At 71.4% G+C, this 21,522-nt stretch carries 15 protein-coding genes; 11 read left to right on the top strand and 4 right to left on the bottom strand.

Going from position 1 to position 21,522, the window contains the following annotated elements:
- Window positions 1–23 precede the first annotated feature (23 nt).
- From ABTX62_RS19335 to ABTX62_RS19320, 4 genes are all read right to left on the bottom strand, one after another.
- Entirely contained in the window at window positions 24–1,637 is a 1,614-nt protein-coding gene (locus ABTX62_RS19335) for a sodium/solute symporter (protein ID WP_352117287.1), read from the bottom strand.
- Window positions 1,634–2,089, bottom strand: a complete 456-nt coding sequence (locus ABTX62_RS19330; protein ID WP_352117286.1) for a DUF485 domain-containing protein — start codon at window positions 2,087–2,089, stop codon at window positions 1,634–1,636. Before ABTX62_RS19330 ends, ABTX62_RS19335 begins: the two co-directional genes overlap by 4 nt.
- Before the next feature lie 175 nt (window positions 2,090–2,264).
- Window positions 2,265–2,753 (bottom strand): GNAT family N-acetyltransferase, encoded by a 489-nt coding sequence (locus ABTX62_RS19325; RefSeq protein WP_352117285.1) that lies wholly within the window; start codon window positions 2,751–2,753, stop codon window positions 2,265–2,267.
- Between the two features lie 20 nt (window positions 2,754–2,773).
- Entirely contained in the window at window positions 2,774–4,267 is a 1,494-nt protein-coding gene (locus tag ABTX62_RS19320) for an MFS transporter (RefSeq protein ID WP_352117284.1), read from the bottom strand.
- A gap of 496 nt (window positions 4,268–4,763) precedes the next feature.
- Between ABTX62_RS19320 and ABTX62_RS19315 the strand changes: the two genes are divergently transcribed.
- The 11 genes from ABTX62_RS19315 to ABTX62_RS19265 all read left to right on the top strand — a co-directional run bounded on the left by ABTX62_RS19315 (window position 4,764) and on the right by ABTX62_RS19265 (window position 21,374).
- On the top strand, window positions 4,764–5,552 hold the full coding sequence (locus ABTX62_RS19315) for an ABC transporter ATP-binding protein (protein ID WP_283974267.1): 789 nt from the start codon (window positions 4,764–4,766) through the stop codon (window positions 5,550–5,552).
- Entirely contained in the window at window positions 5,549–8,128 is a 2,580-nt protein-coding gene (locus tag ABTX62_RS19310) for an ABC transporter permease (protein ID WP_352117283.1), read from the top strand. The genes ABTX62_RS19315 and ABTX62_RS19310 overlap by 4 nt, the downstream gene beginning before the upstream one ends.
- Before the next feature lie 875 nt (window positions 8,129–9,003).
- Window positions 9,004–12,537: a transcription-repair coupling factor gene (gene mfd, locus ABTX62_RS19305; RefSeq protein WP_352117282.1), complete on the top strand. Its 3,534-nt coding sequence runs from the start codon at window positions 9,004–9,006 to the stop codon at window positions 12,535–12,537.
- Window positions 12,538–12,852: 315 nt separating this feature from the next.
- Window positions 12,853–13,629, top strand: a complete 777-nt coding sequence (locus ABTX62_RS19300) for an HNH endonuclease family protein (RefSeq protein ID WP_502997979.1) — start codon at window positions 12,853–12,855, stop codon at window positions 13,627–13,629.
- A 62-nt stretch (window positions 13,630–13,691) separates the two neighbouring features.
- Complete coding sequence (locus tag ABTX62_RS19295; RefSeq protein ID WP_352117281.1) at window positions 13,692–14,435, top strand: GNAT family N-acetyltransferase; 744 nt, start codon at window positions 13,692–13,694, stop codon at window positions 14,433–14,435.
- A gap of 184 nt (window positions 14,436–14,619) precedes the next feature.
- Complete coding sequence (locus ABTX62_RS19290; RefSeq protein WP_352117280.1) at window positions 14,620–15,258, top strand: hypothetical protein; 639 nt, start codon at window positions 14,620–14,622, stop codon at window positions 15,256–15,258.
- A 38-nt stretch (window positions 15,259–15,296) separates the two neighbouring features.
- The gene (locus ABTX62_RS19285) at window positions 15,297–16,793 is read left to right on the top strand and encodes a serine/threonine-protein kinase (RefSeq protein ID WP_352117325.1); all 1,497 of its coding nucleotides are present in this window, start codon (window positions 15,297–15,299) and stop codon (window positions 16,791–16,793) included.
- 142 nt (window positions 16,794–16,935) lie between these two features.
- Window positions 16,936–17,583, top strand: a complete 648-nt coding sequence (locus ABTX62_RS19280; protein WP_352117279.1) for a SurA N-terminal domain-containing protein — start codon at window positions 16,936–16,938, stop codon at window positions 17,581–17,583.
- Between the two features lie 86 nt (window positions 17,584–17,669).
- Window positions 17,670–18,695: a nucleoside triphosphate pyrophosphohydrolase gene (locus ABTX62_RS19275; RefSeq protein ID WP_352117278.1), complete on the top strand. Its 1,026-nt coding sequence runs from the start codon at window positions 17,670–17,672 to the stop codon at window positions 18,693–18,695.
- A gap of 290 nt (window positions 18,696–18,985) precedes the next feature.
- Window positions 18,986–20,284, top strand: a complete 1,299-nt coding sequence (locus tag ABTX62_RS19270; protein ID WP_352117277.1) for a cytochrome P450 family protein — start codon at window positions 18,986–18,988, stop codon at window positions 20,282–20,284.
- Between the two features lie 121 nt (window positions 20,285–20,405).
- The gene (locus ABTX62_RS19265; RefSeq protein ID WP_352117276.1) at window positions 20,406–21,374 is read left to right on the top strand and encodes a transglycosylase family protein; all 969 of its coding nucleotides are present in this window, start codon (window positions 20,406–20,408) and stop codon (window positions 21,372–21,374) included.
- Window positions 21,375–21,522 lie beyond the last annotated feature (148 nt).

Raw genomic sequence — 21,522 nt, 5'->3', positions numbered from 1 at the left:
CACCGGCCGCCGTGCCGTTCGCGTCAGTGGTCCCTGCGGGCCGCGCCCGCCAGGATCCAGCCCTCCACCGCCTCGTACTGGTGGCGTTGTTCCTCCGACTTGCGGCGGCCGGAGGCCATCGTGCCGAGCCAGCCGCAGGCGAAGCCGAGGGGGATGGAGAGCAGGCCCGTGGTGGTGAACGGGAACCAGTTGAAGTCGGCTTCGGGAAAGGCCGAGACGGGCGAGCCGGACACCAGGTTGGTGCCCGGCATCAGCAGCAGTACCGCGAGGGAGCCGCCGATGAGCGTGCTGAGCAGGCCCGCTCGTGTGAAGCGGCGCCAGAACAGGCTGTAGACCAGGGCGGGTGCGATGGCCGAGGCGCCCAGGCAGAAGGACAGCGTGACCAGCCATTGCAGGCTGCGGTGCTGGACCTGGGTGGCCAGGAAGATCGCGGGAATGCCCACGGCCACCGCCGACAGTCGCGCCATGGTCATCTCGCGGCGCGGCGACATCTCCTGCACCCGGGCCGCGAACACGTCGTGGGCGAGGGAGTTGGCGCAGGCCAGGATCATGCCGGCGACGGAGGCGAGCAGCGTGAGGAAGACCGCGGTGGTGATGGTCGTGAACAGGAACGTCTCGGCCGACGACACGTCCGCGCCGAACGCCGCCTGTGACCCCAGCAGATAGGCCGTGTTGCCCTGCGGGTCGACCTGCGCGATCAGTTCCCGCCCGACCAGCGCGGTCGCGCCGAAGCCGACGACGGTGATGATCAGCACGAACAGGGCCACGCCCGACACCGCCCAGGACATCGAACGCCGCACCTGCCGGGCGCTGGAGGCGGTGTACATGCGCATGGTGACGTGTGGGAGGACGCCGCCGCCGAGGACCACCGTGAGCTGCGCGGTGATCATGTCCAGGTCGGGGCTGGGGCCGCCCGCGAACTGCAGTCCCGAGGAGAGGAACGCCGAGCCGACGCCGCTGTTCCGGGCGGCCGCGGCGAAGAGGGCTCCCGGGTCCCAGTCGAACCGGTGCAGGATCAGGACCGCGACCACCATGCCGGAGCCGAGCAGCATCACGATCTTCAGGATCTGGATGAGGGCGGTGCCCTTCATCCCGCCGATCGCCGCGTAGCTGATCATCAGCGCGCCGACGCCGATGATGCAGCCCGTCTGCAGTGACTCGCCGGAGAAGCCGAGGATGAACGCCATGAGCTGTCCGGTCCCCGCCAACTGGACCACCATCAGCGGCAGCAGCGCCGTCAGGGTGACCGCGCAGGCCGCGATACGGACAGCGCGGCCCGGCATCCGGCGGGTCAGCGCGTCGCCCATGGTGAAGCGGCCCGCGTTGCGCAGTGGTTCGGCCAGCAGGAACATCAGCAGCATCAGCGACAGGGCCGTGCTCAGCGCCAGCACGATCCCGTCGTAGCCGAACAGCGCGATGACGCCGCCGGTGCCCAGCACGGTCGCGGCGGAGATGTAGTCGCCGGCGATGGCCAGGCCGTTGCGCATGGGGGACAGCGAGCTGTAGCCGGTGTAGAACTCGTCCAGGTCGTCCCGGTCCGGGCCCGTCATCACGCACAGCAGCAGCGTGATCGTGGCGACGGCGGAGAAGCCGACGAGGGACATGGCCTGGGCGTTGCCGCTGAATTCGGTGGTCACCGTGCTCCCTCCCGCTTGGCGTCCAGCTCGGCATGCCTGCGGATGCGGTCCGCGATCGGGTCGACGCGGCGGCGGGCCGTCTGCTCGTACAGGGCGATCGCCAGCCAGGTCACGGGGACCTGGATGAGCGCGAGGAGCAGACCGGTGGGCAGGCCGTCGGTGACGGTGCTCGTCATGAACGAGGGTGCGAACGCCGACAGGATGAGGAACAGAAGGAAGTAGCCGAGCGCCGTGAGCGTGGCCACGCGCCGCTGCCAGCGGTAGGCGCTGCGCAGAACGCGCAGATCGCTGTGCTGCCCGAGCGCGGCATGGCGCTGGGGACGCCGGCCGGCCGGTTCGGGCGCCTCCTGCGGTGCCCAGGGGTAGGTGTCGTACGTGTACGCGTACGGGTCGTGGGACGGTGACGGACCGGGTGGTCGGTACGGGTGCGACGGGGGCGGGTCGTAGGACATCCCGGTGCTCCTTGCGAGGGTGGGATCCGGTGCGGCGGACCGCAGGGAGGTGGGGGGTGGGAGCCACGCACGCTACTGCGGAGTAGGGGTTGAGCGCGAGGGTTTCCGCAAACTGATCGGTCGGTATGCGCTTACCTTGCCGACCTGGGGTGTTACCCGCGTTAACCCGGCTTTCTCACACGAGCCGGCGCTCGTGGCGCACTCCCGGCCGGCCGTCCACCGTCGTGTCCCCGACCCGCGTGAAGCCGCTGCGGGCCAGGACCCTCAGGGATGCGGGATTGTCCAGGGTCGTGACCGCGGTGAGGGACGTCAGGCCGTAGTCGGTGACGGCCAGCCGGCACACCTGCGCGACGGCCGCCGTCGCCACACCCCGGCCGGCGGCGCGTTCGCCGACGCGGTAGCCGAGTTCGGCGCTGCCGTCCGCCAGGTCCACCAGGTTCACCCGGCCGATCACCTCGCCGTCCTCCCCGAGGACCACGTGGAAGCGGCACACGCGCGCGTGCTGTTCGTCGAGGAGCGCCCCGAGGCGTGCGGCGAAACCCTCAGGGGTGAAGAAGGCGTCTCCCCGGTCCGGCACGGTGCGCGCGAAGTACGCCCGGTTCTCCCGCTCGAAGGCCAGCAGCGCGTCCGCGTGGCCGGCCCGGAGGGGCTCCAAGGTCACCATGGGCGCGAGGATACGGACGATCAGTCCTTGAGCACCGGGAATTTCCGGGGCGCGAGGAACAGCAGCACCAGGAACGCCAGGGCCGCCGCACCCGCCGCGCCCAGGTAGACCGCGTGCACGGCGTCGGCGATCGCCCGTCTGGTCGTCTCCGGCGCGGTGCCCGCGTCGAGCGCCCGCGTCACCGAGTCCAGGTCGCCCGCGCCGCCGAGCCGCGCGGCCAGCACCCCGTTGGCGACCGCGCCGAACACCGCCGCGCCGATCGTCTGGCCGGTCTGACGGCAGAACAGCACGGACGCGGTCGTCGTACCCCGCTCCGCCCAGCCCACCGTCGACTGCACACCGACGATGAGCGGCAGTTGGAACAGACCCAGCGCGGCGCCGAGCAGCAGCATCAGCAGCGTCGGCTGCCACGCCTGCCCGGGGTACGGCAGGAAGGGGAACGCGAACAGGATCAGCGCGGCCGTGCCGATGCCCAGCATCGCCGTGTTGCGGAAGCCGATCCTGCGGTACACGTGCTGGCTCAGCGCCGCCGACACCGGCCAGCTCAACGTCCAGACGGCCAGCACGAATCCGGCGGCCACGGGCGCGAGGCCCAGCACCGACTGGGCGTAGGTGGGCAGGAAGACCGACGGCGCGACCATCAGCAGGCCCAGCGCGCCCAGGGCCAGGTTGACCGCGGCGATCGTACGGCGCCGCCACACCCAGCCGGGGATGATCGGCTCCGCGGCCCGGCGCTCCACCAGCACCACGACCCCGGCCAGGGCGAGTCCCGCGCCGAACAGCCCCAGGGAGGGCGCCGACAGCCATGGCCACGCCACCCCGCCCTGCACGAGAGCCGTGAGCAGCACGCCGCCGCAGGCGAACACCGCGAGCGCGCCCGCCCAGTCCACGCGCGCGTGCGTGGTGGCTTCCCGCTCCGGTTCGTGGAGGTGACGGACGATCAGCCACAGCGCGACCGCGCCGATCGGCAGATTGATCAGGAAGATCCAGCGCCAGTCCGCGTACGCGGCGAGCACCCCGCCGAGTCCGGGGCCGGCGACCGCGGACACCGCCCACACCGTGGACAGCTTCGCCTGGATCTTGGGACGGTCCTTCAGCGGATACAGGTCGGCGGCGAGTGTCTGCACCGTGCCCTGGAGCGCGCCGCCGCCCAGGCCCTGCACGACGCGGAAGGCGATGAGCGCCCCCATGTTCCAGGCCAGCGCGCACAGCGCGGACCCGAGGAGGAAGACCACCGAGCCCGCTACCAGGACCGGTTTGCGGCCGAAGGTGTCGGAGAGCTTGCCGTACACGGGCAGGGTGACGGTCACGGCCAGCAGGTAACCGGAGAAGAGCCAGGAGAAGACGGAGAAACCGCCGAGGTCCCCGACGATCTGCGGGACGGCGGTCGAGACGATGGTGGCGTCGAGGGCGGCCAGCGCCATCGAGAGCATCAGCGCCGCCACGACGGCTCCGCGCCGGCCGGTCGTGGCGGGACGTGCGGACTCGCGTGCCGCGGAACCGGTGCTGCCCACCCCGGTGCCCCCCTCGCCCCGGCCGCACCCGCGTCCCGGGTCCCGCCGCTTGTGTCTGCCCCTTGCATCTACCTGCCGCGGACAGTTTCTCACTTGACCCTGACGTCGCGGGAGGGTGGAGGCTGTATGGACCGACGGGTGGAGCGAACCCTGAGACGGTCTCCACCCTTGGGTGGACTGCCCCTAGGGGTACCTCCGTACTACGACCTGGGGAGGGTTCGTACCGACGGAGGATGAGACGGGGAGGGCCCCTTCCTTAACCTGGCTTTACGCCGCCGGGGGGCGGTGACACACACCGCGGGGGTGGGGTTTTCCACAGTAAAAGACTGCGCTGAACACCAGGGCGCACGGCCCCTCCCCGCCGCGAGACTTGAAACGCACCGGAGCGCCGGAGCACCGGAGGCACCTGACGGACCGCACGGTCCGGCGAGGCGCACAGCGGCTGCCGACCAGGTGACCGCCTTCACCAACTGCTGACCGATATAGGAGACATACCGTGACATCGGCTGTAACCATTCCCAGGCACGGGGGCACTGGAGGGCGTACGGCCGTTGCCGCGCGGGCGCGGCAGGTCGTGAAGGCGTACGGATCCGGTGAGACCCGTGTCGTCGCCCTCGATCACGTCGACGTGGACATCGCACGCGGCCAGTTCACCGCGATCATGGGCCCCTCGGGGTCCGGCAAGTCCACCCTGATGCACTGCCTGGCCGGCCTCGACACCGTGACGAGCGGTCAGATCTACCTTGACGAGACCGAGATCACCGGTCTGAAGGACAAGAAGCTCACGAGGCTGCGCCGGGACCGGATCGGGTTCATCTTCCAGGCGTTCAACCTGCTGCCGACGCTGAACGCGATCGAGAACATCACCCTGCCCATGGACATCGCGGGCCGCAAGCCGGACAAGGAGTGGCTGACGCGGGTGGTGGAGACCGTCGGACTCGCCGACCGCCTCAAGCACCGGCCCACCCAGCTCTCCGGCGGCCAGCAGCAGCGCGTCGCCGTGGCGCGGGCCCTCGCCGCCCGGCCCGAGATCATCTTCGGCGACGAGCCGACCGGAAACCTCGACTCCCGCGCCGGCGCCGAGGTCCTCGGCTTCCTGCGCCGGTCCGTCGACGATCTGGGCCAGACCATCGTCATGGTCACCCACGACCCGGTCGCCGCGAGCTACGCGGACCGCGTGCTGTACCTCGCCGACGGCCGCATCGTCGACGAGATGTTCAAGCCGACCGCGGAGGCCGTTCTGGACCGCATGAAGGACTTCGACGCCCGGGGGCGTACGTCATGACCGTCATGAAGACCTCCATGCGCAACTTCTTCGCGCACAAGGGGCGCATGGCGCTCTCCGCGATCGCCGTCCTGCTGTCGGTGGCCTTCGTCTGCGGCACGCTCGTCTTCACGGACACCATGACGACCACCTTCGACAAGCTCTTCGCGGCCACCTCCTCCGACGTGACGGTGAGCGCCAAGGGCGCCTCAGACACCGGCCAGACCACCGCCGACAACGGCAAGCCGCCGGTCATGCCGGCCTCCGTGCTGGGCGAGGTCCGCAAGGCGCAGGGCGTGAAGTCCGCCGAGGGCACGGTGTTCTCCACCTCGGTGACCGTCGTCGACGCCGACAAGGACAGCCTGTCGCCCACCAGCGGCGGCCCGACCATCGTCGGCAGCTGGAACAACAACGACGCCCGCACCATGAAGATCACCTCCGGTGCGGCGCCCAAGAGCGCCGACCAGATCATGGTCGACGCCGACACCGCCGACAAGCACGACCTGAAGCTCGGCGACGAGATCGGTGTGATCAGCGCCATCGGCACCCACACCGCGAAGGTCTCCGGCATCGCCGACTTCACCGTCACCAACCCCGGCGCCGCGATCTTCTACCTCGACACCGAGACCGCCCAGCGCACCCTGGTCGGCGAGAGTGACGTCTACACCAACGTCAACGTCACCGCGGCCGTCGGCGTCAGCGACGCACAGCTGAAGAAGAACGTCACGGCCGAACTCGGCGGCGACTTCCAGGTGCAGACGGCCAAGGAGACCGCCGACGCCAACCAGAAGGAGGTCGCGGGCTTCATGAACGTCATGAAGTACGCGATGCTCGGCTTCGCCGGGATCGCCTTCCTCGTCGGCATCTTCCTGATCATCAACACCTTCTCCATGCTGGTCGCCCAGCGGACCCGGGAGATCGGCCTGATGCGGGCCATCGGCTCCTCCCGCAAGCAGGTCAACCGCTCCGTCCTGGCCGAGGCACTGCTGCTCGGTGTCGTCGGCTCCGTGCTCGGTGTCGGCGCGGGCGTCGGCCTCGCGATCGGCCTGATGAAGCTCATGGGCCAGATCGGCATGGAACTGTCCACCGACGACCTCACGGTGGCCTGGACGACCCCGGTGGTCGGCCTCGTCCTCGGCGTGCTCGTCACCGTACTGGCCGCCTACCTGCCCGCCCGGCGCGCCGGCAAGATCTCCCCGATGGCCGCACTGCGCGACGCGGGAGCCCCCGCCGACGCCAAGGCGGGCTGGATCCGCGCCGCCATCGGAACGGTCCTCACCGGCACCGGCGGCCTCGCCCTCTACCTGGCGGCGGCGGCCGACAAGGCCACGGACGGCTCCCTGTGGCTCGGCCTCGGCGTGGTGCTCACGCTGATCGGCTTCGTCGTCATCGGCCCGCTGCTCGCCGGCGGTGTGGTCCGCGTCCTCGGCGCCCTCCTGCTCCGCATGTTCGGCCCCGTGGGCCGCATGGCCGAGCGCAACGCCCTGCGCAACCCGCGCCGCACCGGCGCGACCGGCGCCGCCCTGATGATCGGCCTCGCCCTGGTGGCGTGCCTGTCCGTGGTCGGTTCCTCCATGGTGGCGTCCGCCACCGACCAGCTCGACAAGACCGTCGGCACGGACTTCATCATCCAGTCCGACAGCGGTCAGCTGATCACCCCGCAGGCGGTCGAGGCCGTGAAGTCGTCGCCCGGCCTGGCGCGGGTCACCGAGTACAAGTGGACCAAGGCCGACTTCACCACTCCTGACGGCAAGACGCTCAAGGACACGGCGGTCACGGCGGCCGACCCGTCGTACGCGACCGACCTGCGCACCGAGACGGTCGCCGGCAAGCTCCCCGACGCCTACAAGCCCGACTCCATGTCGGTCCACGAGAAGTTCGCCGAGGACCACGGCATCAGCCTCGGCTCCAAGATCAAGGTCGCCTTCAAGGACGGCTCCGCCGCCGACCTCACGGTCCGGGCGATCACCAGCAGCGACGTCGTGATCGACGCGGGCGCGATGTACATGTCCATCTCGACGATGGCCAAGTACGTCCCGGCCGACAAGATGCCCCTCGACTCGCTGGTCTTCGCCAGCGCCAAGGAAGGGCAGCAGGACGCCGCCTACAAGTCCCTGAAGTCGGCCCTGCACGACTACCCGCAGTACACCGTGCGCGACCAGACCGACTACAAGGACGCCCTGAAGGGCCAGATCGGCCAGCTGCTCAACATGATCTACGGCCTGCTGGCCCTGGCGATCATCGTCGCCATCCTGGGAGTGGTGAACACCCTGGCCCTGTCGGTGGTGGAGCGCACCAGGGAAATCGGCCTGATGCGGGCGATCGGCCTCTCCCGCCGCCAACTGCGCCGCATGATCCGCATGGAGTCGGTCGTCATCGCCCTCTTCGGCGCCCTGCTGGGCCTCGGACTGGGCATGGGCTGGGGCGCCACGGCACAGCAGCTGCTCGCCCTGGAGGGCCTGATGGTCCTGGACATCCCCTGGCCGACGATCATCGGGGTCTTCATCAGCTCTGCGTTCGTGGGCTTGTTCGCGGCACTGATCCCGGCGTTCCGGGCGGGCCGGATGAACGTCCTGAACGCGATCGCGACGGAGTAGCCGACGGCTGCGACCGCCGCCCGAGAACCACCGCACACGGGGGTTGCGGGGGATGGGCCCGCCCTGGAGGTCTCCACCTCGGGGGCGGGCCCGCGGCTTGCCCCCCGACGATGAGCGGCCACTCCGGCCCGGCGCAACCCCGGGGGCCTTCCCCCGCCGGGTGGCCCTGCTGGCGAGCCGCCAGGCCAGGCCCGCCTGGTGGCACCGGTGAGGTGTCGCCGGGCTCCCTCGCCTGTGACCCCGCGGGAGGAGCGGCCCGACGACGGGCCCGGTGACTCGCCGCCGTTCACTTGCGGCGGCACGGATCTCCGCGACGGCCGGACTCGCTGCCGGTCGCTGTCTGCCCGGCTGTACGGGATTTCCGCACTGGCCCGCCCCGCCCGCTTCCCCACAAGGCCGCACTCGGCGAGGAGGCGTGGCGCCCAGGCGCGGCCGCCGTGCGCCCCCGGCCACCGCAGCCGCCCAAGCTGACTGCGCCGCCCACCATCGCAGCCGCCGGCCCCGGCTCCGGTCCCGGACCCCTGCGCCGGAGCCGACTGCGCCGCCCACCGCAGCCGCCGGAGCAGGTCGCGCCGTCGGCCGCCGCAGCCGCCCAAGCTGACTGCGCCGCCCAGCACCGCAGCCGCCGGCCCCGGCTCCGGTCCCGGACCCCTGCGCCGGAGCCGACTGCGCCGCCCACCGCAGCCGCCGGCTCCGGCTCCGGTCCCGGTCCCGGCCCCGGTCCCGGCCCCCTGGAGAATGGGCGCTATCCGGAGAACGGGCGTTATCCACAGGCCCGCCGTGCGGGCGCGCGTCGTCGTACGCTGGAGACCCCCCGGCCCGCGGCGCGCGTCGGGCCCATCGTGTTGCCCACCCCCTGGACGGAAAACGCCCCCATGAGCCTGCACGGTCTGCTCGACGCCGTAGTCAAGGATGCTGCCCTCGCAGAAGCGATCAGGGCGGCTGCCGACGGCAACCGCATGCACGTCGACCTGGTCGGCCCCCCGGCCGCGCGCCCCTTCGCGGTCGCAGCCCTGGCCCGCGACACGGGCCGCCCGGTGCTGGCGGTCACGGCCACGGGCCGCGAGGCGGAGGACCTGGCCGCGGCCCTGCGCTCCCTGCTCCCGCCGGAGGGAGTCGTGGAGTACCCGTCCTGGGAGACACTCCCGCACGAGCGGCTCAGCCCCCGCAGCGACACCGTCGGCCGCCGCCTGGCCGTGCTGCGCCGCCTGGCTCACCCGCGCCCCGACGACCCCGAGACCGGCCCCGTCTCGGTCGTCGTGGCGCCTGTCCGGTCCGTGCTCCAGCCGCAGGTCAAGGGCCTCGGCGACTTGGAGCCGGTCTCCCTGAGGAGCGGACAGAGCACCGACCTCAACGAGATCGTCGAAGCCCTCGCGGCAGCCGCCTACGCGCGCGTGGAGCTCGTCGAGAAGCGCGGCGAGTTCGCCGTGCGCGGCGGCATCCTCGACGTCTTCCCGCCCACCGAGGAACACCCCCTGCGCGTCGAGTTCTGGGGCGACGACGTCGAGGAGATCCGCTACTTCAAGGTCGCCGACCAGCGCTCCCTCGAAGTCGCCGAGCACGGCCTGTGGGCGCCACCGTGCCGCGAGCTGCTGCTCACCGACGACGTCCGCGCCCGTGCGCGTGCCCTGGCCGAACAGCACCCCGAGCTGGGTGAACTGCTCGGCAAGATCGCCGAGGGCATCGCCGTCGAGGGCATGGAGTCCCTCGCTCCGGTCCTGGTCGACGACATGGAGCTGCTGCTCGACGTGCTGCCGAAGGGCGCCATGGCCGTGGTGTGCGACCCGGAGCGGGTCCGCACACGCGCGTCGGATCTGGTGGCCACCTCGCAGGAGTTCCTCCAGGCCTCCTGGGCGGCCACCGCGGGCGGTGGCGACGCCCCCATCGACGTCGGCGCGGCCTCCCTGTGGTCCATCGCGGACGTCCGGGAACTGGCCCGCGAGCTGGAGATGATGTGGTGGTCGGTGTCGCCGTTCGCCGCGGACGAAGAGCTGGACGCGGACACCCTGAAGCTCGGCATGCACGCCCCGGAGACCTACCGCGGCGACACCGCCAAGGCCCTCGCCGACACCAAGGGCTGGCTTGCCGACGGCTGGCGCGCGGTGTTCGTCACCGAGGGCCACGGCCCGGCCGCGCGTACCGTCGAGGTGCTGGGCGGCGAGGGCATCGCGGCCCGCCTCGATTCCGACCTCGGCGAGATCTCCCCGTCCGTCGTGCACGTGGCGTGCGGCTCGATCGACCACGGTTTCGTCGACTCGGCCCTCAGACTCGCCGTCCTGACCGAGACGGACCTGTCGGGGCAGAAGGCGTCCGGCCGCGAGGGTGCCCGGATGCCGGCCCGCCGCCGCAAGACGATCGACCCGCTCACCCTGGAGGCGGGCGACTACATCGTCCACGAGCAGCACGGCGTGGGCCGTTACATCGAGATGGTGCAGCGCACCGTGCAGGGCGCGACCCGCGAGTATCTGGTCGTCGAGTACGCCCCCGCCAAGCGCGGCCAGCCCGGCGACCGCCTCTACATCCCCACCGACCAGCTGGAGCAGATCACCAAGTACGTCGGCGGCGAGGCCCCCACCCTGCACCGCCTCGGCGGCGCCGACTGGACGAAGACGAAGGCCCGCGCCAAGAAGGCCGTCAAGGAGATCGCGGCCGACCTGATCAGGCTGTACAGCGCGCGCATGGCCGCCCCCGGGCACGCCTTCGGCGTGGACACCCCCTGGCAGCGGGAACTGGAGGACGCCTTCCCCTACGCGGAGACGCCCGACCAGCTCACCACCATCGCCGAGGTCAAGGAGGACATGGAGAAGACGGTTCCCATGGACCGTCTGATCTGCGGCGACGTCGGCTACGGCAAGACCGAGATCGCGGTCCGCGCCGCCTTCAAGGCCGTCCAGGACGGCAAGCAGGTGGCCGTCCTGGTGCCCACGACCCTGTTGGTGCAGCAGCACTTCGGCACGTTCAGCGAGCGGTACGCGCAGTTCCCGGTGAGCGTGAAAGCCCTGTCCCGCTTCCAGTCCGACACCGAGGCCAAGGCGACCCTGGAGGGCCTGCGCGAGGGCTCGGTCGACATCGTGATCGGCACGCACCGGCTGTTCTCGACCGAGACGAAGTTCAAGGACCTGGGCCTGGTCATCGTCGACGAGGAGCAGCGCTTCGGCGTCGAGCACAAGGAGCAGCTGAAGAAGCTCCGCGCCAACGTCGACGTGCTGACGATGTCCGCGACCCCGATCCCCCGGACCCTGGAGATGGCGGTCACCGGCATCCGCGAGATGTCCACGATCACCACCCCGCCGGAGGAGCGCCACCCGGTGCTCACCTTCGTGGGCCCCTACGAGGAGAAGCAGATCGGCGCCGCGATCCGCCGCGAGTTGCTGCGCGAGGGCCAGGTCTTCTACATCCACAACCGCGTCGAGTCGATCGACCGGGCCGCCGCCCGGCTGCGCGAGATCGTCCCCGAGGCGCGGATCGCCACCGCCCACGGACAGATGTCGGAGGCGGCGCTGGAGCAGGTCGTCGTCGACTTCTGGGAGAAGAAGTTCGACGTGCTGGTCTCCACGACGATCGTGGAGTCCGGCATCGACATCTCCAACGCCAACACCCTGATCGTGGAGCGCGGCGACAACTTCGGCCTGTCCCAGCTGCACCAGCTGCGCGGCCGGGTGGGCCGTGGCCGCGAGCGCGGCTACGCCTACTTCCTCTACCCGCCGGAGAAGCCGCTGACCGAGACCGCGCACGAGCGGCTCGCGACCATCGCCCAGCACACGGAGATGGGCGCCGGCATGTACGTCGCCATGAAGGACCTGGAGATCCGCGGCGCGGGCAACCTCCTGGGCGGTGAGCAGTCGGGCCACATCGCGGGCGTCGGCTTCGACCTGTACGTGCGCATGGTCGGCGAGGCCGTCGCCGACTACCGGCGCCAGCTGGAGACCGGCGAGATCGAGGAGGAGCCGCCGCTCGACGTCAAGATCGAGCTGCCCGTCGACGCGCACGTCCCGCACGACTACGCGCCGGGCGAGCGCCTCCGCCTCCAGGCCTACCGCGCCATCGCCTCCGCCAACTCGGAGGAGGACATCAAGGCGGTCCGCGAGGAACTCGCCGACCGCTACGGCAAGCTGCCCGAGCCGGTGGAGAACCTGCTGCTCGTCGCGGGCCTGCGCATGTTCGCTCGGGCGTGCGGCGTCGGCGAGATCGTGCTGCAGGGCAACAACATCCGGTTCGCGCCGGTGGAGTTGCGCGAGTCGCAGGAGCTGCGGCTCAAGCGGCTGTACCCCGGGGTCGTCATCAAGCCGGCGGCGCACCAGGTGCTGGTACCGCGCCCGAAGACCGCGAAGGTGGGCGGGAAGCCGCTGGTCGGGCGGGAACTGCTGGCGTGGGTCGGGGAGTTCCTCACCTCGATCCTGGGATCCTGACACCACCTCGGCCGAACCCCGTCAGGCCACCGGCCGCACGCGCCCGCCGGTGGCCTGGTGCCGATCCGTCGCCGGTTCCCGGGGCGGGTCGACGGTTCGGTGCCGGGCTGCGGCCGGTTTGAGGGGCGCGCTGGTCGTCCTTAACCGGGGCTGCCGCCGGTTGGAGGGGCGCGCCGATGCTCTGGTGCCGATATGTTCGAGATGCGAAGAACGCGCAGTGAGGCCCGATGTGGCCTGGACCTCTTCGTCGCTACCGTGGGACCAGGCACGGACCGCCCGTGCCGGGGCGGAACAGGCAAGCAGAGGAGGGGCGCGGTGACGCGTCTGAGGGGCGGGGCCGCACTGGCCGTCGCGATGGTGTTCACCGGTTCTGCGCTGGCCGGCTGCGAGGGCCTGGCCCCGCCCGCCGACGGCGACGGACCCTCCGGTTCCGGCGTCCCGGCCGCGGGCGACGGGCGGGCCGTGAACCCGCTGGACAACCCGGACGGCACGAAACCCGGGCTGGCGGCCATCGGTTCCGACGCGGACAAGGAGAGGGCGCGTGCCCTCATCGAGAAGGTGGTGACGAAGGGACGCGGCCCCAGGACGGGCTACGAACGGGACAAGTTCGGCTACGCCTGGATGGACTCGGCACCACGGGAGGTCCCCTTCTCCCGCAACGGCTGCGACTCGCGGAACGACCTCCTGAAACGAGACGGGGAGGATCTGCGCTTCCGGGCGGGGTCCGACTGCGTGGTCACCTCGCTGACGCTGCACGACCCGTACACCGGGAAGGTCATCGAGTGGACCAAGTCCCGTGCGATCAAGGTCCAGATAGACCACGTCATGCCGCTGTCGTACGACTGGCAGATGGGCGCTTCGCGCTGGACGAAGGACAAGCGGGAGTCCATCGCCAACGATCCGCTCAACCTCCTCCCGGTGGACGGACCGACCAACGGCTCGAAGGGGGACTCCGGCCCGGCGTCCTGGCTGCCGCCGAACAAGCGGATCCGCTGCGCCTACGCGGTGCGCTTCGCCCAGGTGTCGCTGAAGTACGAACTCCCCGTGACGGCCGCCGACAAGGAGATGATGCTCAAGCAGTGCGGCGGGTGAGGCCCCTGCCCCGCGACGGTAATTCGGTTCCGGGTTTCCGCACTCGTGCCTACCGTGATCACATGCAGCCGAAGACAGCGAGCCTCGCCGAGCGTCCGGACATGCTGGAGCGGGTCGTCGGGATGGCGGACAGCTGGCCGGAGTTCGTGATCCAGGACCTCGTGGGCGCCGCCCACTTCCCCCGGATCGCCGCCGAACTGCCGGAGTACGTCCTGTTCGCCGAGGACGAGCAGGGCGAGATCGTGGCGAACGCCTACAGCGTGCCGTTCGCCCTCGCAGCCGAGCACCGCGGCAGACTGCCCGCCAACGGCTGGGACGCGGTGCTCGTATGGGCCTTCTCCGATCTGCGGCGCGGAGTGCGGCCCGACACCGTCAGCGCCATCTCGGTCTCCGTCGCCCCGCACGCCCAGGGCCGCGGGCTGTCCGGAGTGATGCTCTCCGCCATGCGTGACAAGGCCCGGGCTCGTGGCTTCCGTGAGGTCGTCGCCCCCGTCCGCCCCAACGCCAAGCACCTCGAACCGCATACGCCGATGGAGGAGTACGCCCGTCGCGTCCGCCCCGACGGGCTGCCCGAGGACCCGTGGCTGCGCGTGCACGCCCGGGCCGGTGCCGTCATCGACTCGGTGGCACCGGCGTCCATGACGGTGGCCGCCCCGCTCGCGGACTGGCGCCGCTGGACGGGCCTGCCGTTCGACACGGACGTCGAGGTAGAGGTGCCGGGAGGTCTCGTGCCGGTGCGCTGCGAAGTGGAGCGCGGATACGCCGTCTACGTCGAGCCCAACGTGTGGATGCGGCACCCCCTGTAGGACGCGGCGGACGGCTGGGCCGTGACCGGCTCGGGAAAGGGCCGTACACGCGATGTGATCAGCATGACAACGGTTCGGTACAACCCGCGACCGGTTGTCCGTGTCGGGCTATACGCTCGGATTCCCCAACAGGGTCTGTCACTCGCACGTCCGTCCCATCGGCCCCACCGGTCCAGGAGCAGTCATGTACGGCCACGGCGCGGCGCCGCCTCCCCGCAGCGCGGCAACGGTCATTTCCCTGCGCGTGCTGTTCGCCGCAGCCGGTTTCCTCACGTGCGGCTTGCTGGCCTGCGTACCGCTGTTCCGGGTGGCCGTCCTGCGCGGACGGGCCCTCGACTGGACGTTGGCGTGGGTGAGCCTGCCGCTGTCCATCACGTGCTTCGCCGTGGTCGGCTCACTGCCGGACGGCGACGTCCGGACGGACCTCGCGCTGGCGGTGATCCTCTTCGTTGGAGCGGCCGCGGCCGTCTACTTCCTCGTCGTGGACATCACCCACCACGGCGAGCGGCGGGCCGCCGGTCACGCCTCGCCCCACGCACCCACCGTCGTGGCCACCCCCTACGGCTATCCGCACCCGGCGCCGCCCTACGCCCCGAACTCCACGCCCGTCCCGCAGCACCCCGTGCCTCACACGCCCGTGCCTCGCACACCCGCACCCCACGACGCCACACCGGGGGTCCCGGGCCCGATCCAGCCGCCCCCGTCCCCCCAGCCCCCCGGCCCCGCCCGCATCGACCAGGTCCGCGCCGAACTCGACGAGCTCAGCGACTACCTGCGCCGGCACGACGGCGGGAGCAACGACGGGCCCGAGGGCGGAAGGTGACCGCGGCGGCAGGACGTGTCGTCGCCGACCGTTACGAGCTGTCCACCGTCCTCGGGCAGGGCGGCATGGGCCAGGTCTGGACGGCGTACGACCAGCGGCTCGACCGGCGCGTGGCGGTGAAGCTGCTGCGCCCCGACAAGGTGGCCGGGCAGGACGCGGAGGAACTGCGCCGGCGTTTCGTGCGCGAGTGCCGGGTGACCGCGCAGGTCGACCACCCCGGCCTGGTCACCGTGCACGACGCGGGCAGTGAGGGCGAGGAGCTGTTCCTCGTCATGCAGTACATCGACGGTGCCGACCTCGCCGGCCACCTCGCCGAGCACGATCCGTACCCCTGGCAGTGGGCGGTCGCGGTCGCGGCGCAGCTGTGCGCGGTGCTGAGCGCCGTGCACGCCGTGCCGATCGTCCACCGCGACCTCAAGCCGCGCAACGTGATGGTGAAGCAGGACGGTACGGTCGCCGTCCTCGACCTCGGCGTCGCCTCCGTCATGGACGCGGACACCACCCGCCTCACCCACACCGGCACCCCCATCGGCTCGCCCGCCTACATGGCCCCGGAGCAGGCGATGGGCGGCGCGGTCGGCCCATACACCGACCTGTACGCGCTCGGCGTGGTCCTGCACGAACTGCTCAGCGGCGACGTGCCCTTCTCCGGCTCCACGGCACTCGGCGTCCTGCACCGGCACCTGTACGAGCCCCCGCTGCCCGTGCGCCGCGTGCGCCCCGAAGTCCCCGAGGCCCTGGAGGCCCTCGTCCTGCGCCTCCTCGCCAAGGACCCGCAGCACCGGCCCGCCTCCGCGCAGGAGGTCTACGAGCACCTGGAACTGCTCCTGCCCGCTCGCGGGACGCCCACCGGCGCGACCCTCGATCCCACCCGGCCGTTCCTGCGCCCGCACGCCCCCTGGCCGGATCGTGCGCGCACCCCCGCGCCCCGGCCCACGCCCGCCACCCCCGTCACCGACACCGCGGGGAAGACGGACATCGCCCGCGCCGTCGACGAGGTCAAACGGCTCCTCGGCGAGGGCCGCGTCACCCAGGCCGTCGACATCCTCGGCGCGATCCTGCCCGCGGCGGCCGAACAGCACGGCGCGCACTCCCCGGTCGTCCGCACGCTGCGCAAGCAGTACGCGGCGACGCTCCTGGACGACGGCCAGTACCGGCGCGCCCTGCCCGAGCTGCGCCGGCTCGCCGACGAACGCGCCGCCGAGGCCGGCCAGGCCGACCCGCAGGCCCTGCGCTTCCGCTACGAGGCCGCCCAGTGCCTCGAACAGCTGGGTGAGCCGGCGGCGGCGCTCGCCGAGTACCGGGCGGTGCTGCCGTACTACGAGAACCAGTACGTCGCCGCAGGCGGCCCCGAGCTCGCGCACGACGTCCGCCGTCGCATCGGTCATCTCCTGCTCGCCCTCGGTGACCGCGGCGCCGCCCACGACACCCTGGCCAGGCTGCTGCACGACGTGGAGCGCACCCACGGCCCCGGGCACCCACTCGGAGCGGAGATCCGCAGGACACTGCAGTGGCTGGGGCAGGTCCGCGGCTGACGACCGCCCCGGGGTTGGCGCGGCGGTGCCGGAAGTCCCGGTGAATCGTTGGTCGAATGGGTTGGCCAGAGCTTGGCCACTGCCTACCATCGATCATCGCAAGACCTTGTGCACCGTCGCACAATCTCCTCGGGAGGTTTCCTTGCACCGCCGCCGTCGCACCGCGCTCGTCCTCACCGCAGCGATCGCCGCCGCGGCACCCCTTCTCACCGCCTGCGGGAACGACGCGCATCCCGGCGCGGCGGCCCTGGTGGGTGGCCAGCGCATCACCGTCTCCCAGCTGGACGAGCGGGTCGGCGAGGTACGCGCGGCCCAGCGGGCGGCCGTGCAGAACGAGGCCCAGTACCAGCAGGCCATCGCCAGGACCGGCACCCTCACCCGCGACACCCTGCACACCATGGTCCTGGACCGGGTGCTGCACCGCGCCGCCGACGACGCCGGAGTCAGCGTCTCCCGCAAGGAGATCCAGCAGATGCGGTCCGGCCTGGAACAGCGGGCCGGCGGCGCCAAGGCGCTGGAGACGGCCTGGCTCCGGCAGTACGGCATCCCGCCGCAGCGCCTCGAAGAGAGCCTCCGCCTCCAGCTGGAGGCCCAGAAGCTCGCCGAGAAGCTCGGCACGACCGTCGACCGTCCCGAGTTCTGGAAGGCCCTCTCCGACGCCTCCAAGGACCTGAACATCGACCTCAACCCCCGCTACGGCACGTGGGACGTCCAGAAGAGCAGCCGCGCCGACGCCAAGACGCCGTGGGTCCGGGACGTCACGACGGCACCGACCCCGCAGGGTATGTAGGAGCAGGGGCGGAATGCGGGGCACCCGCTCCCGGGGCCCTGTGGACAACTTCGAGGACGGTCGGCGGCGTGGGATAGCTTCGAACCGTGAACGCCAACAGCCCCGAAGCCACCCCGGGCCCCGAGCGGACCGCTCCCGACGCGGCCGCCGCCCCGGGCCGCATCATCCTGCTCACCACCAGCCACCGCGTCGCCCCCGGCCTGCTCTCCTGGCCCGCATGGCAGGCGCTGCACGCGGCGGACCGGGTGCTGTGCGCGGACGGCGCACACCCGCAGCTGCCGTATCTGCGCGAGGCGGGGATCCCGGTCGACGAGGCGTCCCCCACCGCCCAGGAGCTGGTCGACGCCTGCTCCGGGGGGCGCACGGTGGTCGTGGTGGCGACGGGTGAGGGCGAACCGGTCCTGACGGACGGACTGGCCCGCCTCGCCGGTACCGGCCGTATCGCCATGCCCGAGCTGGAGCTGCTGCCCGCTTCCTACGACCTCCCGGGCGCCCGGCTCCTCGACCTCGTCCAGGTCATGGACCGCATCCGCGTCGAATGCCCGTGGTCTTCGCAGCAGACCCACAAGGGCCTGGCGAAGTACGGCATCGAGGAGGCGTACGAACTCGTCGAGGCGATCGAGGAAGGCGACCGCGACGAACTGCGCGAGGAGCTCGGTGACGTCCTCCTCCAGGTCGTCTTCCACGCCCGCATCGCCGAGGAGGGCCGCCCGGAGGACGGGGAGGAGGCCTTCTCCATCGACGACGTGGCCGGCGGCATCGTCGCCAAGCTGATCCACCGCCATCCGCATGTCTTCGGCGACGCGACGGCCACCACCCCCGAGGAGGTCAAGGAGCACTGGCTGCGCACCAAGGCGGTCGAGAAGCGGCGCACCTCGGTCACCGAGGGCATTCCCCTCGGCCAGCCCGGTCTGGCCCTCGCCGCCAAGCTGGCCTCCCGCGCCCGCACGGCGAACCTGCACATACCGCTCCCGCCCGTCGAGGGCATCGGCTACGAGCTCCTCGCCCTGGCCGTCCGCGCCGAGTCCGAGGGCGTGGACCCGGAGGCGGCCCTGAGGGCGGCGGCCCGCGCCTACCGCGACGCGATCAGACGGGCCGAGGGCGAGGGCTGAACGGAAGGTCCGCGCCGAGTCCGAGGGCTGAACGGAAGGTCCGTGCCGACTTCGAGGGTTGACGGGAGGTCCGTGCCGAGCCTGAGGGTTGAACGGAAGGTCCGTGCCGACTTCGAGGGTTGACGGGAGGTCCGTGCCGAGCCTGAGGGTTGAACGGAAGGTCCGTGCCGAGCCCGAGGGCTAACGGAAGGCCCGCTCCGAGTCCGAGGGCTGAACGGAAGGGGAGCGGGCAGCAGGGGAGGGGCGGGAAGCGGGGCGGGAAGCGGCGGGAAGCCGGATACGGTCGACGCGTGACCGACCAGCCCCAGCCCCGCACCCCCGCGACCGCGCCCGACCTCTTCACCTGGGAGTTCGCGAGCAACCCCTACCCCGCCTACGCCTGGCTCCGCGAGCACAGTCCCGTCCACAAGACGCGGCTTCCCAGCGGCGTGGAGGCCTGGCTGGTCACGCGGTACGCCGACGCCAAGCAGACGCTCGCCGACCACCGGCTCTCCAAGAACCCGGCGCATCACGACGAACCGGCGCACGCCAAGGGCAAGACCGGAATCCCCGGGGAGCGCAAGGCCGAGCTGATGACACATCTGCTGAACATCGATCCGCCGGACCACACCCGGCTGCGGCGACTGGTGTCCAAGGCGTTCACGCCCCGCCGGGTCGCCGAGTTCGCGCCACGGGTGCAGGAACTCACGGACACCCTCATCGACGGGTTCGCGCGGAAGGGGTCCGCCGACCTCATCCACGAGTTCGCCTTCCCGCTGCCCATCTACGCCATCTGCGACCTGCTCGGGGTCCCCCGCGAGGACCAGGACGACTTCCGCGACTGGGCGGGCATGATGATCCGGCACCAGGGCGGTCCCAGGGGCGGCGTGGCGCGGTCGGTGAAGAAGATGCGCGGCTACCTCGCCGACCTCATCCACCGCAAGCGGGAGGCGCTGCCCGCCGAGCCCGCCCCCGGCGAGGACCTCATCTCCGGTCTCATCCGCGCCTCCGACCACGGTGAGCACCTCACCGAGAACGAGGCGGCGGCCATGGCCTTCATCCTGCTGTTCGCCGGTTTCGAGACCACCGTGAACCTGATCGGCAACGGCACCTACGCCCTGCTCACCCACCCCGAACAGCGGGCGCGGCTCCAGGCGTCCCTCGCCGCCGGGGAAACGGCCCTCCTGGAGACCGCCGTCGAGGAACTCCTGCGCTTCGACGGACCCGTCGAACTCGCCACCTGGCGTTTCGCCACGCAGCCCCTCACCCTCGGCGGGCAGCACATCGCGCCCGGCGACCCGGTTCTCGTCGTCCTGGCCGCCGCGGACCGGGACCCGGAGCGGTTCGCCGATCCGGACGTGCTGGACCTCGCCCGCCGCGACAACCAGCACCTGGGGTACGGCCACGGCATCCACTACTGCCTCGGCGCCCCACTCGCCCGCCTGGAGGGCCAGACCGCGCTCGCCACCCTCCTCACCCGCCTCCCGGACCTCCGGCTCGCGGCGGATCCGGCCGAGCTGCGGTGGCGCGGCGGCCTCATCATGCGCGGGCTGCGCACCCTGCCGGTGGAGTTCGCGGCGGCCGGACGTGACGAAACATCAGAGCTGTGATCTTCACGTGATCTGCGCGGCATTAACTTGTGACAAGTGATCTCCTGCCGATACGTTCACCCATCAACGCGGCCGGGATGCCGGACGCGTCGGTCACCGCTGTCGTGTGAAAGGTCTCCGTATGCTCTCCGGGAACGGTCGGCACCGTCGCCCCCGCCAGGCTCCGGCTCTCCTCGTGGCGGCCGGAGTGACCGGCTCCGCCATCGCGATCCCACTCCTCGGGGCCTCCGGTGCCAGCGCGGCCGACGGCACGACCTGGGACCGGATCGCGGACTGCGAGACCGGCGGCGCGTGGAGCCAGAACAGCGGCAACGGCTACTACGGCGGCCTGCAGTTGTCCCAGGAGGACTGGGAGAACCACGGCGGCCTCGAGTACGCCGCGAGCGCCGACCTGGCCAGTCGCTCCCAGCAGATATCCGTGGCCGAGAGAATCCTCGCCGACCAGGGGGTCGGCGCGTGGCGTACCTGCGGACTGCTCTCCGGCCTCCAGCAGGACGAGGGGTCGGGAGCCTCCGACTCGTCCGAAGCATCCGGTGAGGTGGACTCGCCCGGTCTGCTCGACGGCTACGAGTCGTCCTCTTCCGCGGAGCCTTCCGCGAGCCCTTCGTCGTCGCCCGACGCGCAGTCGATCCAGAAGGACGAGACCTCCAAGTCGGGCAAGTCGTCTGATTCCGCCTCTCGGGAGCAGGGGCAGAAGCAGGATCGGAAGCCCGACGGCTCTCCCTCCGCCACCCCCGGCGGTGACGAGTCCGGCAACTCCCGCCGGGGCGGCGACTCTTCGGCCCCGACGGACACCGGCTCCGGCCGTCACCGCGGCCCCAGCGCCGAGGAGGACGCCGCCTCCGCGGGCGGCCGTGAGGGCGCGCCCTCGGGCCGCCACGCCTCGCCCGGTGACGCCTCCCGGGGCGCGTCCGAGGGCTCCTACATCGTCGGCGTGGGCGACAGTCTCTGGTCCATCGCCGACTCCCTTGACGTCGACGGCGGATGGAACTCCCTCGACGACGGGGGCGAGCAGGCCGTCGGTACCGACCCGAACCTCATCCTCCCCGGTCAGACGCTCACGACAGGGGTCGAAGCGGACGAGGGGTAGCCGTTCGGGCAGTGCGGAAACCACGGCCGAAGTCACCCCGAAAGCGGGTGAGTTCACGTCACGTTTCGCGTCGAATGTCCCGTTTGAGGCCCGTGAGAGATAGATCTCAGAAGCCCTGATCGTCTTTGAAATTCCGTGGATCGCGTGT

The sequence above is a fragment of the Streptomyces sp. NPDC096046 genome, assembly GCF_040303285.1.
Taxonomy (GTDB): Bacteria; Actinomycetota; Actinomycetes; order Streptomycetales; family Streptomycetaceae; genus Streptomyces.
This window is presented reverse-complemented; position numbering and strand designations above follow the sequence as displayed.

What these genes read in the sequence shown, in the direction of transcription:
- ABTX62_RS19265 (WP_352117276.1), top strand. Translation starts at nt 20,406, where the DNA reads ATGCTCTCCGGGAACGGTCGGCACCGTCGCCCCCGCCAGGCTCCGGCT.
- ABTX62_RS19295 (WP_352117281.1), top strand. Translation starts at nt 13,692, where the DNA reads ATGCAGCCGAAGACAGCGAGCCTCGCCGAGCGTCCGGACATGCTGGAG.
- mfd (WP_352117282.1), top strand. Translation starts at nt 9,004, where the DNA reads ATGAGCCTGCACGGTCTGCTCGACGCCGTAGTCAAGGATGCTGCCCTC.
- ABTX62_RS19290 (WP_352117280.1), top strand. Translation starts at nt 14,620, where the DNA reads ATGTACGGCCACGGCGCGGCGCCGCCTCCCCGCAGCGCGGCAACGGTC.
- ABTX62_RS19330 (WP_352117286.1), bottom strand. Translation starts at nt 2,089, where the DNA reads ATGTCCTACGACCCGCCCCCGTCGCACCCGTACCGACCACCCGGTCCG.
- ABTX62_RS19325 (WP_352117285.1), bottom strand. Translation starts at nt 2,753, where the DNA reads ATGGTGACCTTGGAGCCCCTCCGGGCCGGCCACGCGGACGCGCTGCTG.
- ABTX62_RS19310 (WP_352117283.1), top strand. Translation starts at nt 5,549, where the DNA reads ATGACCGTCATGAAGACCTCCATGCGCAACTTCTTCGCGCACAAGGGG.